The organism is Bradyrhizobium sp. CB3481 (genome assembly GCF_029714305.1).
Lineage (GTDB): Bacteria > Pseudomonadota > Alphaproteobacteria > Rhizobiales > Xanthobacteraceae > Bradyrhizobium.
In genome coordinates this window covers 580364-595193 of the sequence record NZ_CP121647.1, presented here as the reverse complement: position 1 = coordinate 595193, position 14830 = coordinate 580364, and the positions used below count along the sequence as shown (strand labels likewise).

The 14830-nt window shown below is 63.6% G+C and carries 11 protein-coding genes; 7 read left to right on the top strand and 4 right to left on the bottom strand.

All coding sequences use genetic code 11. The annotated features are described in order from the left end of the window. Nucleotides 1–625: 625 nt before the first annotated feature. The 7 genes from QA643_RS02790 to QA643_RS02760 all read left to right on the top strand — a co-directional run bounded on the left by QA643_RS02790 (nucleotide 626) and on the right by QA643_RS02760 (nucleotide 9094). Nucleotides 626–1780: an iron-containing alcohol dehydrogenase gene (locus tag QA643_RS02790; protein WP_283031694.1), complete on the top strand. Its 1155-nt coding sequence runs from the start codon at nucleotides 626–628 to the stop codon at nucleotides 1778–1780. Between the two features lie 16 nt (nucleotides 1781–1796). Then, a complete protein-coding gene (locus tag QA643_RS02785; RefSeq protein WP_283031693.1) occupies nucleotides 1797–3347 on the top strand; it encodes an AMP-binding protein in 1551 nt (516 codons plus the stop codon). Between the two features lie 255 nt (nucleotides 3348–3602). Continuing rightward, nucleotides 3603–5198 carry an ABC transporter substrate-binding protein gene (locus tag QA643_RS02780; RefSeq protein ID WP_283031692.1) on the top strand — a complete coding sequence of 532 codons (1596 nt, stop codon included), beginning with the start codon at nucleotides 3603–3605 and terminating at the stop codon, nucleotides 5196–5198. A gap of 49 nt (nucleotides 5199–5247) precedes the next feature. After that, nucleotides 5248–6195 (top strand): ABC transporter permease, encoded by a 948-nt coding sequence (locus QA643_RS02775; RefSeq protein WP_283031691.1) that lies wholly within the window; start codon nucleotides 5248–5250, stop codon nucleotides 6193–6195. Nucleotides 6196–6198: 3 nt separating this feature from the next. Beyond that, nucleotides 6199–7092 (top strand): ABC transporter permease, encoded by an 894-nt coding sequence (locus QA643_RS02770; protein WP_283031690.1) that lies wholly within the window; start codon nucleotides 6199–6201, stop codon nucleotides 7090–7092. Next, complete coding sequence (locus QA643_RS02765; protein WP_283031689.1) at nucleotides 7092–8105, top strand: ABC transporter ATP-binding protein; 1014 nt, start codon at nucleotides 7092–7094, stop codon at nucleotides 8103–8105. The genes QA643_RS02770 and QA643_RS02765 overlap by 1 nt, the downstream gene beginning before the upstream one ends. Then, nucleotides 8102–9094, top strand: a complete 993-nt coding sequence (locus QA643_RS02760) for a dipeptide ABC transporter ATP-binding protein (RefSeq protein WP_283031688.1) — start codon at nucleotides 8102–8104, stop codon at nucleotides 9092–9094. The genes QA643_RS02765 and QA643_RS02760 overlap by 4 nt, the downstream gene beginning before the upstream one ends. Before the next feature lie 139 nt (nucleotides 9095–9233). Here the strand turns inward: QA643_RS02760 and QA643_RS02755 are convergent, their stop codons facing one another. From QA643_RS02755 to QA643_RS02740, 4 genes are all read right to left on the bottom strand, one after another. Continuing rightward, nucleotides 9234–11195, bottom strand: coding sequence for an acetyl-CoA carboxylase biotin carboxylase subunit (locus QA643_RS02755; RefSeq protein ID WP_283031687.1), 1962 nt, complete (start codon nucleotides 11193–11195; stop codon nucleotides 9234–9236). 11 nt (nucleotides 11196–11206) lie between these two features. Continuing rightward, nucleotides 11207–12823 carry an acyl-CoA carboxylase subunit beta gene (locus tag QA643_RS02750; RefSeq protein WP_283031686.1) on the bottom strand — a complete coding sequence of 539 codons (1617 nt, stop codon included), beginning with the start codon at nucleotides 12821–12823 and terminating at the stop codon, nucleotides 11207–11209. 93 nt (nucleotides 12824–12916) lie between these two features. Next, nucleotides 12917–13783, bottom strand: a complete 867-nt coding sequence (locus QA643_RS02745) for a 3-keto-5-aminohexanoate cleavage protein (protein WP_283031685.1) — start codon at nucleotides 13781–13783, stop codon at nucleotides 12917–12919. Between the two features lie 66 nt (nucleotides 13784–13849). Then, a complete protein-coding gene (locus QA643_RS02740) occupies nucleotides 13850–14671 on the bottom strand; it encodes an AraC family transcriptional regulator (RefSeq protein ID WP_283031684.1) in 822 nt (273 codons plus the stop codon). Nucleotides 14672–14830 lie beyond the last annotated feature (159 nt).

Genomic DNA, 14830 nt, shown 5'->3' with positions numbered 1-14830 from the left:
CGGACAGGCTGACATCGCCTGCCGCTGGCAAGGCCCAACGTTTCAATGGCTCAATTGCGGTCAAACCCCATCTCCCCTGCACTCCTGACATCCCATGTCGATGAAAGCCGCCGTGGAACAAATGGCGGAGGCCACAGATGTGATTGGTTCCCAGTCTCGTCAAGAAGCTCCGCGGATCAAGCACAATCGTTATGCATCCGTGTAGCCAACGGCCTGCACTATCCGGATTTCGTGCTTTTCCCGCAGTGCGATGAGACGGAACCCGGCGCGATGGGCGTCAGCTAATCGTCGGCCGGTGACGAAAACGTGACATGGTGGGCGGGTCGCTTGCCCGCGCCGGGGATGGTCGGTCCTGCCGACGCTCCATCCACGTCGTTGCGAGAAGCGAAGCGACGAATCAATCCATCTGTCCCCGCGCAGAAGCATGGATTACTTCGCGGAGCCTGTCATCGGGCGCGCATTCGCGCGACCCGTTGGCTCGCATGACACGGATGGAGCGCAGGCAGGATCCGCTAATGCGACGATAGCAGTCCCCCATCTTCGGGCATGACGCCGCGAATTTCCTCGGCTAACCTTCCTCGCAAGGCCCGCCACAAGGGCCGAAAAATGTCCGGGGAGGACAAGGGTGCACAGCGGGCGTGTCGTATTCGGCGCGATGGATGAGGTCGTGTTCGGACGGCCTGCATCCGAGGCGCTCGTCGAGCAGTTGAACCGGCTCGGCTCCGCACGCGCCTTCCTGATGGTCAGCGGCACGCTGAACCGGCAGACCGATATCATCGAAAACATCCGCCGTGCGCTGGGCGCACGCTGCGTCGGCACCTTCGATTCGATGCCGCCGCATACGCCGCGCGGCGCCGTGATCGCCGCCAGCGAACAGGCCCGAGCTGCGAATGCCGACCTCATCGTCACGATCGGCGGCGGCTCGATCACCGATGGCGCCAAGGCGGTGCAGCTCTGTCTTGCCAACGACATCCGCAACGCGGACGACATCGGCACCATCAGGGCCGGTCGCGGCGCACCGCCGCAGCTCAAGGCGCCGATGGTACGCCAGATCAGCGTCCCCACGACGATTGCCGGCGGCGAATTCTCCGCCACGGCCGGCGTCACCAACGAGACGACCAAGGTCAAGGAAGCGCTGCGCCATCCCTTATTGATGCCGCGCGCCGTGATCCTCGATCCCTGGCTCAGCCTGCATACGCCGGAATGGCTGTGGCTCTCGACCGGAATTCGCGCCGTCGACCATTGTGTCGAAGGCATCTGCTCGCGCGAGGCGCATCCTTACGGCGACGCTCAAGCGCTGAAGGGCCTCTCCATGCTGGCGCAGGCGCTGCCGCGGGTGAAGGCCGACGCCAACGATCTCGACGCGCGGATGGATTGCCAGATCGGCACGTGGCTTTCGACCGGGCCGCTGGCATCAGGCGTGCCGATGGGCGCCAGCCATGGCATCGGTTACGTGCTCGGCGCAGAATTCGGCGTGCCGCACGGCTATACTTCCTGCGTCATGCTGCCATCGGTGATGCGCTGGAACAAGCCGGCCAATGCCGAGCGGCAGGCGCAGATAGCCGCCGCTATGGGGCATCCGATCGAAGACGCCGGCGGCGTGCTCGACCGTTTCATTCGCGGCCTTGGCATGCCGCGCAGCCTGCGCGAGGTCGGCGTCGGACCTGAGCATTTCGACCGCATCGCGCAAGCCGCGATGGCGACGCCCTGGGTGCCGCGCAATCCGCGCAAAATCGAGGGACCGGCGCAGGTGCGCGAGATCCTGGATATGGCCGCGTAAGGAGACCAGAACACACATGTACACCGGCAAGCATGCGCACCTTCGTCCGCTTCAGCCCGCCTTCATCATGGCATCCACCGGGGAGACGGTGACCTATCGCGAGCTGGAAGCCCGCAGCAACCGGCTGGCGCATCTGTTTCGCAAGCACGGCCTGAAGCGGCTCGACCACTATTCGATCTTCATGGAGAACAACAGCCGCTATCTCGAGGCCTGCGGCGCCGGCGAGCGCAGCGGGCTTTATTACACCTGCGTGAACTCCTACCTGACGGCGGGCGAGCTCGCCTACATCCTGACCAACAGCCAGTCGCGCATTCTCATCACGTCGCAGGCAAAACTCGACGTCGCGCGCGAGGCGCTGAAGGAATGCCCCCAGGTTGAGCTTTGCATCGTGACGGACGGTGACGGCGAAAGCGACCGCATTGTCGGGCTGCAGCAGGCAACCGCGGACCTGCCAGCAACGCCGATTGCCGACGAATGGCTCGGCACTGCGATGCTTTATTCTTCCGGCACGACAGGCCGGCCCAAGGGCATCCTGCGACCGCTGCCTGAGCAGCCGCCGATACAGAACCTGCCGCTGTTCGATTTCCTGATCAATCTTTGGCAGTACCGCGAGGGAATGATCTACCTCTCGCCGGCGCCGCTCTATCATTCGGCGCCGCAGGCGGCGGTCAACCTCACGATCCGCATGGGCGGCACCGTCATCATCATGGAGAGTTTCGATCCCGAACGATATCTGGAGCTGGTGCAGAAATGGGGTATCACCCATACCCAGCTCGTGCCGACGATGTTCTCGCGCATGCTGAAACTGCCGGAAGGCGTGCGCCAGCATTACGACCTGTCAACGCTCGAGATCGCCATTCACGCCGCCGCGCCCTGCCCCGCCGCCGTGAAGGACGACATGATCAAGTGGTGGGGCCCGATCATCCATGAATATTACGGCGCCACCGAAGGGCTCGGCTTCACCGCCTGCAACAGCGAGCAATGGCTGGCGCATCGCGGCACTGTCGGCAAGGTTCTGCTCGGCGATCTGCATATCCTCGATGAGAACATGAAACCCTGCCCCGTCGGCACGGCCGGCACGGTGTGGTTCAAAACGGCCTCGCCGTTCGAATACTTTAATGATCCGGCCAAGACCCAGGAGGCCCGCTCGCCCGACAGCACCATGAGCACAGTCGGCGACGTCGGCTATGTCGACGAAGACGGCTATCTCTACCTGACCGATCGCGCCACGTTCATGATTATCTCCGGTGGCGTCAACATCTACCCACAGGAGTGCGAGAACCTCCTGATTACCCATCCCAAGATCGCGGATGCGGCGGTGTTCGGCGTGCCCAATCCGGATCTCGGCGAGGAAGTTAAAGCCGTGGTGCAGCCGATGCCGGGCGTTTCGCCGGGAAAAGAGCTGGCCGACGAACTAATCGCCTTCTGCAGCCAGTCGCTGTCGCGCCAGAAAGTGCCGCGCTCGATCGACTTCGAAGCGGAATTGCCGCGGCTGCCGACCGGCAAGCTCTACAAGCGCCTGCTGCGCGACCGCTACTGGGGCAACAAGACCTCGCGGATCGTCTGAAGCATGTCACGATGTGAGACGGCTCGGTCGAGCATGAGTGGCGTGGCCCGTACTGCAGTGCATCATCGGCTGAGACATTTTGGCGCGCAAACCTGCGTCGCCCAAGCCGATGCAAACCGCGACTTCCGCCAGGCGGATTTCGCGTAGTCCAAATTGCCAATCCCCGTATTGGCGCGGCCGGTTGCCCCCACGCCATGCCATGGTATCCTCGATACCAATCGGCCCGCTGAGACCGAATAAAAAGTGGAGGAGATCATGCGGAGCGTTCAAGCGCTTGCCGCGGCGGCGTTGTTGTTGCTGCCGACTTACGACGTTGCGTCGGCGGGCGAGCCGAAGCACGGTGGGATTTTCAGAATCTATCACCGCGACAGCCCAGGCAGCGCCTCGATCCACGAGGGCGCGACGTATTCGATCAACATCCCGTTCATGCCGGTGTTCAACAACCTGGTCATCTTCGACCAGCACATCGCGCAGAACAGCCAGGACACGATCAGGCCGGAACTCGCCGAGAGCTGGGCGTGGAGCGACGACGGCAAGACGCTGACATTCAAGCTGCGCAAAGACGTCAAATGGCATGACGGCAAGCCGTTCACCTCGGCCGACGTCAAATGCACGTTCGACATGCTGATGGGCAAGTCGCAGCAGAAGTTCCGGCAGAACCCGCGCAAGACGTGGTATAATGAAGTCAACGAAGTCACCGTCAATGGCGACTTTGAGGCGTCGTTCAACCTGAAACGTCCCCAGCCGTCATTGCTGTCGCTGCTCGCCTCCGGCTACACGCCGGTATACCCATGTCACGTGTCGCCGGCCGACATGCGCACCAAGCCGGTCGGCACCGGGCCGTTCAAGTTCGTCGAGTTCAAGGCCAACGAGTCGATCAAGCTGGCCAAGAACCCGGACTACTGGAAGAAGGGCCTTCCTTATCTCGATGGCATCGAGTTCAATATCATCACGAACCGCTCAACCGCGATTCTCGGGTTCGTCTCCGGCAAGTTCGACATGACCTTCCCGACGGAAGTGTCGATCCCACTGTTGAAGGACGTCAAGTCACAGGCGCCGAACGCCGTCTGCGTGGTCGAGCCGAACAACGTCTCCACCAACATCATCGTCAACTCGTCCAACCCGCCGTTCGACAATCTCGACGTCCGCCGCGCGATGGCGCTGGCGCTCGATCGCAAGGCCTTCGTCCAGATCCAGTTCGAAGGCCAGGCCGATATCGGCGGCACCATGCTGCCCGCGCCGGCGGGATTGTGGGCGATGCCTAAGGAGATGCTGGAATCGATCCCGGGCTACGGGCCTGACGTGGAGAAGAACCGCGAGGAAGGTCGCAAACTGATGCAAAAGGCCGGCTATGGCCCCGACAAGCATCTCGCCATCAAGATTTCCACGCGCAATATCCCGGTCTATCGCGATCCCGCGATCATCCTGATCGATCAGCTCAAGAGCATCTATATCGACGCCGAGCTCGACGTCGTCGATACCGCGCAATGGTTCCCGAAAGTGGCGCGCAAGGACTATTCACTCGGCCTCAACCTGACCGGCAACGCCGTCGACGATCCCGACCAGTCCTTCTATGAGAATTATTCCTGCGGCTCGGAACGCAACTACACCGGCTACTGCAACAAGGAAATCGAAAAACTGTTCGACCAGCAGTCGATGGAGAAGGACATCAACAAGCGCAAGAAGCTGGTCTGGGAGATCGACAAGAAGCTGCAGGAGGACGTGGCGCGGCCGATCATCTTCCACAGCCGGACCGGAACCTGTTGGGCGCCTTACGTCAAGAACGTCACCATCATGTCCAACAGCTCCTATAACGGCTACCGGTACGAAGACGTCTGGATGGACAAGTAAGCTGCGTTGTGGATAGCGTAGCCGCCGCATCCTGAAGGGAGAAAGCCAGGTGTTTGCTTATCTCGTGCGACGCCTTGCTTTGATGCTCGTGACCCTGATCGGGATCTCGATCATCATCTTCGTGCTGCTGCGCATTGTCCCCGGCAACATCGTCGACATCCTGTTCGACGCTGCCGGTTTCGTCGATCCGACCGACAAGGCCAACCTGGAGAAGGAGCTCGGCCTCAACCTGCCGATCTGGCAGCAATATCTGAACTGGATCGGCGGGCTGCTGCACGGCGATCTCGGCTATTCCTACGTGTCGGAGAAGCCGGCGCTGCAGGAGATCCTGCCGCGCATTCCGATCACCGCGCGGCTGGCGGCGCTGGCGCTGTTGTTCTCGGCGTCGATCGGCATTCCCTTAGGGGTTTTGAGCGCCGTCCATCAAGGTTCGCGCCTCGACTATACGCTGCGCGTCATCAGCCTGAGCGGCCTGTCGCTGCCGTCGTTCTGGCTTGGGCTCCTGATCCTGATGGCGTCGGTGTCGCTGTTCGGCAGCATGCCAATCTATAATCCCAATCCAAGGACCTGGACCGAAGCCTTTGCGATCTACGCCGTGCCGGCGATGGCGGTCGGGTTTCGCAGCGCCGCGCTGACCATGCGCATCACGCGCTCCTCGATGCTTGAAATCCTGCGGCAGGATTTTATCCGCACCGCGCGCGCCAAGGGCGCTTCGGAAGCGTCAGTGAATTACCGCCACGCGCTGAAGAATGCCATTCTTCCCGTCATCACCGTGATCGGCATCGAGGCGGCGTTCTTGATCGGCGGCCTGATCGTCACCGAGACCGTGTTCAACATTCCCGGCGTCGCCCGCTTCCTGGTCGAGGCGCTGCGCTGGCGCGACTATCCGATCGTCCAGAATCTCGTGATGCTGATCGCCGTGGTCGTGGTGGTCGCCAACTTCACCGTCGACATGCTGTACGCCGCAATCGACCCGCGTATCCGCTATGGGGATTAGCCGTTGACCACGATCAACTTCGACAGCGAATTGAGACGGGCCGGCGCCCATTCGACCCACGGCTGGCGCCGCCTGCTGTTCCTGGCGCAGCGGTATTTGCTCGGCACCATCGGCCTTATCATCATGGTGCTGTTCGTCTGGATGGCGCTCTCCGCCGACCTGATCAGCCGTTACGACCCGCTCAGCGTCGATTCGGCGCAGCGGCTAGCCGCGCCCAGCGCGGCGCACTGGATGGGAACCGATTCCTTCGGCCGCGACGTCTGGAGCCGCATCGTGCACGGCGCGCGGATCTCGCTGGCCGTCGGCATCGGCGCCACGTTGCTGGGCTCCACACTCGGCGTCATCGTCGGCCTCGTGTCAGGCTATTTGTCCGGCTGGGTTGATCTCCTGTTCCAGCGCGTGACCGATATTTTGCAGGCCTTGCCGTTGCTCGTTCTGGCGCTGGTGATGACGGCGGCGCTCGGGCCCTCGCTGCCGAACGTCATCATCGCCATCGCGATTCCGCTAATCCCGACGGTGGCCCGCGTGATCCGTGCCAATACGCTGGCGCTGCGCGAGCTGCCGTTCGTCGAAGCCGCCAAATCGATCGGCATGAGCGAGACGCGCATCGCGCTCCGCCATGTGCTGCCCAATACGCTGGCGCCGCTGATCGTGCTGGCGACCGCACAGCTCGGCTCCACCATTCTCACCGAAGCGTCGCTGTCGTTCCTCGGCCTCGGCATTCCCGAACCCTATCCATCCTGGGGCCGCATGCTATCGGAATCGGCGGCTGAATATGTCCGCACCGCCCCGTGGCTGGTGATCTTCCCTGGTGTCGCCATCAGTCTTGCGGTGTTCGGCACCAATCTGTTCGGCGATGCCCTGCGCGACATCCTCGACCCGAGGCAGCGCGGCTAATGACGGAGGCAAAAGCGGCAGACACGGTTCTCGACGTGAAGAACCTGAAGACGGTGTTCTTCACCAATTCCGGGCTGTTCCGGGCGGTCGATGACGTCTCCTTCAGCGTCCGCCGCGGCGAGACGCTGGCGATCGTCGGCGAATCCGGCTGCGGCAAGAGCGTGACCGCGCTCTCGGTGATGCGGCTGGTGCCGGACCCGCCGGGCCGGGTGGTCGGCGGTACGGTCACACTGGAAGGCCAGGATCTGCTCAGTCTTGATGAAGCCGAGATGCGCAACATCCGCGGCAACCGCATTTCGATGATCTTTCAGGAGCCGATGACCTCGCTCAATCCGGTCATGCGGATCGGCGATCAAATCACCGAAGTGCTGCGCCTGCACCAGGAAATGACCGCGAGGGAAGCCTGGGCCAAAGCGGTCGAGATGCTGCGGCTGGTGAGAATCCCCGAGCCGCAGCGCCGCGCGCATGAATATCCGCACCAGCTTTCCGGCGGCATGCGCCAGCGGGCGATGATCGCGATGGCGCTGGCATGCCGGCCGGCGCTGTTGATCGCGGACGAGCCCACCACGGCGCTCGACGTCACGATCCAGGCGCAGATCCTGGCGCTGATCGTCGATTTGCAGAAGACGCTCGGCACCGGGCTGATCCTGATCACCCACGACCTTGGTGTGGTCGCCCAGACCGCGCAGCGCGTGATCGTGATGTATGCCGGCAAGAAGGTCGAGGAAGCGAGCGTGGAGGATCTGTTCGAAAATCCGAAACATCCCTATACGCGCGGCTTGATGGCTTCGATGCCGGCGGTGATTTCGTTCGGGGCGAAGGCCGATGCGCGGCTCAACGAAATTCCCGGCATGGTGCCGTCGCTGACCAATTTGCCGCCGGGCTGCGCCTTTGCGCCGCGCTGCAGCCTCGCCGTGGACCGCTGCCGCGCCGAATACCCGCCGCTGCAGGAAACGGGCGACGATCATTTTGCGGCGTGCTGGCGCGCGGCGGAATTGGTGGGCGCGCCATGAGCGAGCAACGCCCCCTGCTGGAGGTTACCGATCTCGTCAAGCATTACGCCGTGCGCGGCGGCATCCTGCGCCGGCGCGTCGGCACGGTGCATGCGGTCGACGGCGTCAGCTTTTCGGTCGGCAAGGGCGAGACACTCGGCCTGGTCGGCGAATCCGGCTGCGGCAAATCGACGGTGGCGCGCAGCGTGCTGCGGCTGGTCGAGCCTTCGAGCGGCGCCATCAAGCTCAACGGCACCGACATCACCGGCCTCAGCAAATCAGACATGCGGCCGCACCGGCGCTCGATGCAGATCGTGTTCCAGGATCCGTTCGCCTCGCTCAACCCGCGCATGACCGCGGGCGACATCGTCGGCGAGCCGCTCGGCGTGCACGGCATCGCGACCGGGCGGGCGCAGCAGGATCGCGTCGCCGAACTGTTCGCACAGGTCGGCCTGCGGTCCGACCAGATGAAGAACTATCCGCACCAGTTTTCGGGCGGCCAGCGGCAACGCATCTGCATCGCCCGCGCGCTGTCGCTCGGGCCGAGCCTAATCGTGTGCGACGAGCCGGTGTCGGCGCTCGACGTCTCGATCCAGGCGCAGGTGATCAACCTGTTGATCGACCTGCAGCGCAAGAACGATTTTTCCTATCTGTTCATTGCGCACGATCTCGCCGTGGTCGCCCATATCAGCCATCGCGTCGCCGTGATGTATCTCGGCCGCATTGTCGAGATCGCCGACAAGACGGAATTGTTCGCCAACCCGCGCCATCCCTACACGCAGGCGCTGCTGGCGTCAGTCCCGGTCGCCGATCCCAAGGCCAAGAAGCTGGCGCCGATGATTGACGGCGACGTCCCGAGCCCGATCAATCCGCCCTCGGGGTGCGCCTTCCACACCCGCTGCCGCTACGCGATGGATCGCTGCAAGGTGGAACGACCGGCGCTGGTGGAAGCCGGCGAAGGGCATCAGGTGGCGTGCTGGCTGAACGACGGCACGGGGCGGCCGGAGTAAGTTTATCGTCGTCCCTGCGAACGCAGGGACCCATAACCTCGCTGCGACTTATAAACGAAATTTATCGCCGCAGCTTCGCACAAATCGAACATTCGCGGTTATGGGTCCCGGGTCAAGCCCGGGACGACAGAGACTTTTGTCACGCCGCCTCGATCTCGACGACGATCCTGCCGGTCGTCACCTGGTCGCCTTCGACCACATCGATGGCGGATATCGTACCGGCAATGCCCGCCATATGCACATGTTCCATCTTCATCGCTTCCAGCGTCATCACGGGCTGCCCAGCCGCAACCTCCTCGCCCGGCTTGACCAGCACCGCCACGACGCGACCATTCATCGCCGCGCGCACCTTGCCGTCGCCGCCGGCTGCGGCTGCCGAAATTGGGGCTGCCAGCGTCAGGTCGCGGACGGCGATCGTGATGCCACGATGCAGCATATAGAGCCGGTCGCCATCGCGCAGAAATCTGGCTGACTCCATCATGCCGTCGGTTCGGAAGCGGATCGCATCGGAACCGAGTTCGTCGATCTCGAAACGCTGCTCGCCGCCATCGAGGCTCGCCAGATAACTTCCATCGCGGTTCCGAACGATATCGACCTCGATCGCACCATGGCCAAGGTCAATCCGCGCCGTCAGCGGAAAAGTGGCTGCCAGCGACCGGCCGCCACGCCAGGGCGGCGCATGCGGATTGGTGACGTAGAGCAGCAGCGCCGCCAGCGCGGCTTTCGCTTTGTCGTTCGCGCGTGGCGCGAGCAATTCGTCGCGGTGATTGCCGATGAAGGCCGTGCTCGCTTCGCCCTTGGCAAACGCGGGATGGCGCAGGCAGGAGATCAGAAATCCCTGATTGGTGGTAACACCGAACGCTGCGGTCTGCTCCAGTCCGCAGATCAGCCGGCCCCGCGCCTCGTTGCGATCGGCACCATGGCTGATGATCTTGGCGATCATCGAATCGTAGAACGGCGGAATTTCCGAACCTGATTGCAGCGCGTGCTCGAGGCGGATGCCATCCGGCATTCGCCACAGCGCCATCCGCCCCGATTGCGGCATGAAGTCATGGTCCGCATCTTCCGAGCATAGCCGCACCTCGATGGCGTGACCGGAGAATTTCACATCCTCCTGCTTGAGCCCGAGCGGCTCGCCCGCGGCGATACGGAGCTGCAGTTCGACCAGATCGAGCCCGGTGATCGCCTCGGTGACGGGATGCTCGACCTGAAGGCGCGTGTTCATTTCCATGAAATAGAACTCGGCGGCCTCGTCGAGCAGGAACTCCAGCGTGCCGGCGCCCTCATAGCCAATCGATTTCACCGCAGCGACCGCGACTGCGCCCATGCGCGCGCGCAATTCCGGCGTCACCTTCGGCGACGGCGCTTCCTCGATCAGCTTCTGGTGTCGGCGCTGCACGGAGCAGTCGCGATCGCCGAGATGGATGGCGCTGCCGTAGCGGTCGCCGAACACCTGGATTTCGATATGGCGGGGATCGACGATCGCACGCTCCAGGATCACGCTCGCATCGCCGAACGCGCCTTGCGCTTCGGATCGCGCGCTGCGCAACGCGTCTGGAAACGCTGCTGCATCGGCAACCAGCCGCATGCCGCGCCCGCCGCCGCCCGCAACCGCCTTGATCATCACAGGGAAGCCGATCTTTTTGGCTTCTGCCAGCATCGCGGCGTCGCTCTGGTCCGTTCCCTGATAGCCGGGCACGACAGGCACGCCCGCCTTCTGCATGATGTTCTTGGCGCCGGCCTTGTTGCCCATCGCGCGGATGGCCTCAGGTGACGGCCCGATGAACACCAGCCCGGCATCGCGGCAGGCCTGCGCAAATTCCTCATTCTCGGCGAGGAAGCCGTAGCCGGGATGCACCGCGCCGGCGCCGCTGGCCTTGGCGGCCGCGATGATCGCATCGATCCGCAAATAGGATTGCGCCGGCAGCGCCTCGCCGATTCTTACCGCCTGATCCGCCCCGCGGACATGCAGGGCATCGCGGTCAGCGTCCGAATAGACGGCGACCACGCCATAACCGAGCCGGCGCGCGGTGCGCATGATCCGCAGCGCGATCTCGCCGCGGTTGGCGATCAGGATCTTGAAGAACGGCGTCCTTCTCATGGCTGCACCGCTCATGGCCGGGCGACCGAGAATTGCATGCGCTGCGGCGTGCGTGCCCCGGCCTCGCGGCAGATCGCCAGCACCTCCGCGAGCACGCTGCGGGTATCGCGCGGATCGATGACGCCGTCGTCGAGCACCCGGGCGCTGGTCGAGAACACGTCCATCTGGCCATCGAACACGCCCGTGATTTGGGCCTTCATGGCCTCCAGCTTTTCCTTCTCGATCGGCTTGCCGCGGCGCGCAGCAGCCGCCTCGGTCACGATCGCCATGGTCTCAGCCGCCTGCTCGCCACCCATCACCGCGGTCTTGGCGTTCGGCCAGGAGAAGCAGAAGCGCGGATGGAAGCCGCGGCCGCACATGCCGTAGTTGCCGGCGCCGAAGGACGCGCCGCAATAGAGCGTAATCTGGGGCACGGTCGCCGAGGTCACCGCCTGGATCATCTTCGAGCCGTGCTTGATCATGCCGGCTTCTTCATAGGCCTTGCCGACCATGTAGCCCGTGGTGTTATTCATGTAGAGAATCGGCGTGCGCGACTGGCAGCAGGCCTGGATAAAATGCGTCGCCTTGTTGGCGCCGGGCACGTCGAGCGGGCCGTTGTTGGTGATGATCCCGATCGCCTGCCCTTCGATGCGGGCGTGGCCACAAACGGTGGCAGGACCATAGTTCGCGCCGAACTCCGTGAAGTCGGAATCGTCGATGAAGCGCGCGATGGCCTGGCGCATGTCGACAGGACGCTTGTGGTCCATCGGCATGATGCCGAGAAGTTCTTCGGCATCATAGCGCGGCGGCTTGAAGGACGCCGCCACCGGCTTCCGCCGATCCCACTCCAGATTGGCCATGATATCGCGCGCGATACGCAGCGCATCGCGGTCGTCTTCGGCCAGATAATCGCCGAGCCCTGAAATGGAGGTGTGCATCTCGGCACCGCCGAGTTCCTCCTCCGTCGCGATTTCTCCGGTCGCCGCCTTCAACAGCGGCGGACCGGCCAGGAAGGCGCGGGTACGGCCGCGGACCATTACGATGTAGTCGGACAGTCCGGTCTGGTAGGCCCCGCCCGCGGTCGACGATCCGTGCGTCACGGTCACGACAGGCAGACCGGCCGCCGACAGCCGCGCCAGGTTGCGGAAGATGTTGCCGCCGCGAATAAAATCCTCGACGCGGTAGCGCAGCAAATTGGCGCCGGCGCTTTCGACCAGTTGCACGTAGGGCAGCTTGTTCTCCAGCGCCAGCTCCTGCACGCGCAATGTCTTGTCGAGGCCGTAGGGCTGCAACGCGCCGGCGTCGATGCCGGCATCATTGGCGCTGACCATGCAGCGGATGCCGGAGACGAAGCCGATGCCCGCGATCACGCCGCCGCCAGGCACACTTTTTTCCGCATCCGGAACATCGAACATGTAGCCGGCGAGTGTCGACAATTCGATGAAGGGCGAGCCGGGATCGAGCACCAGCGCGACGCGTTCGCGCGGTAGCAATTGCCCGCGCTTGTGGAAGCGATCCTTGGCCGCGGCCGACGCGGCGCGCGTGCGCTCTTCCAGCGCGCGCGTCCGCGCGATCAGCGCCAGCATGCCGTCGCGGTTGGCCTTGAAGGCAGCGCTGGAGGGGGAGATGGTGGATTCGAGTATGGCCATAAATTAACTCACTCCGTCGTTCCGGGATGGTCCGAAGGACCAGACCCGGAACCTCGAGATTCCGGGTTCGCTTCGCGCCCCGGAATGACAGTCTCAATGCCTCGTTCCAAAAATCTGCCGAGCCTCCGCTGGGCTCGCGATCTCGCGTCCCGCGCGCCGCGCGCAGGCGGCGATGGCTTCGATGAGTTGCCCGTTCGAGGTCACCTTGGTGCCGTCGCCCAGATAGAACGTATCCTCCAACCCGGTGCGCAGGTGGCCGCCGAGATCGGCGCAGCGCTGGTGCAGCGGCCAGATTTCGGCGCGGCCGATCGCGGTGACCTGCCAATGCGCCTCTGGCTGTTTCAGCTTGAGCAGGATTGGCAGCAGTTCCGGATCGGCCGGCATGCCGGAGGCCACGCCCATTACGAAATTATACTCGAGCGGTCCGGAGTACATGCCCGTTTGCACGTACATGCCGACGCAGCGCACGATGCCGACGTCGAAACATTCGAACTCGGGGATCGTACCGGCGTCCTTCATGACGTCGAGATAGTCCTGCACCTTCTCGACCGCGTTATCGAACATCATCGGCGGCCAGGCCCAACTGTTGTCGGCCTTCACTTTCAGATAGTTCAGCGAGCCGGCGTTACAGGCCGCGATCTCGGGCCTCGTCTCACGCACGCAATCGAGCGCGCCCTGATAGTTCGGGCCGGACGTGCCTGTGGTGTGGTTGATGATGACGCCGGGGCAGGCTTCGCGGATCGCTTGCTGAATTTCCCTGGAGACGTTCACGTCCCAGGACGGCAGATGGCCCTTGTTCGGCGCCTGCTGGCGCAGATGGACGTGCATAATGCTGGCGCCGGCGTTGAACGCGGCCTTGGCCTCGTGCGCCATCTGCTCCGGCGTGACAGGCACATTGTGCTGTTTCGGATCGGTCAACACGCCGTTCAGCGCGCAGGTAATGACGGCCTTGTCGCCCATGGATCAACCTTCGAAAACAGGACGCGAGAGATCGCGAGAAAATCCAGCGCGATCATGCGTCCCGCATCAGCCGGCTTCTTGCGTCAACCCGCTATTGGCGGCGGCGACACGGCGGTGGCTATAGATCGCCAGATCGCGCGAGCCCGAAAAGATCGCGCGCGGCTTCAGGCCATAGAAGCGGCGGATCGAGTGGCTGAAATGCGTGGAATCGGGATAGCCGATATCCTGCGCCAGATGCGCAAGGTTGATGTCCTGGTTGGCGAAGTGCAGGAGATGCCGCGCCCGCTTCCAGGCTCGGAACGAGCGGAAGGAGATTCCCGTCTCTTCCTTGAAGAGGTGCAGGAAGCGCGAGGGCGACAGGCCCGCTTCGGCGGCGCAGCTTGCGGCCGTAACCGGCTCGCCCGAGAACTTTCCGATCTGCACGATCGCGCACGCCACGCGGGGATCGAGCTCGCGCGGCGGCAAAACCTCGCCGAGGCACAGCGCATCGAATTCGGCGCTGGAGAAATCATTGCCGGCGTGATGCTCGCGCAGTTCGCGATAGGCGGCGCGAATGCGATCGGCGAAGGCCGCGCCCTCAGAGCCCGAAAGGCGCGCCACGAATTCTTCGAGTGCGCCGGGGCGAACGCTCTCCGGCTCGATCACGATGCTCAACACCGAACGATAGTCGCTGGCGACGGTGTGCCTGACATTCGGCAGCACGGCGATCATCTCGCCGTGGGTCTGCCGTCCCTCCGATGTCGTGAACCATAGGCCGCCCTCGAGCGCGACATAGATGTTGAACCCGCCCGAACAGCGTTGCCTCGGCCTGCCGAGCAGGCCAGCATAGAACACGCGTTCCGGGGTGATCAGCATCAGATGGCCCGACTTGCGGCCGATATCGTCCATGGCGGCTCCTCCTCGCGCGGCTCTTTGGCCGCTGCGATGGGTCAACCATAGCGGAAATTCGTGGCCTGTCACCGATAGAAGAGGCCGTCATTCCCGGACGCGAAGCGGACTCTGGGGCGCCCTTGCGCCCCTGAGAATCTCGAGATTCCGGGTCTGGTG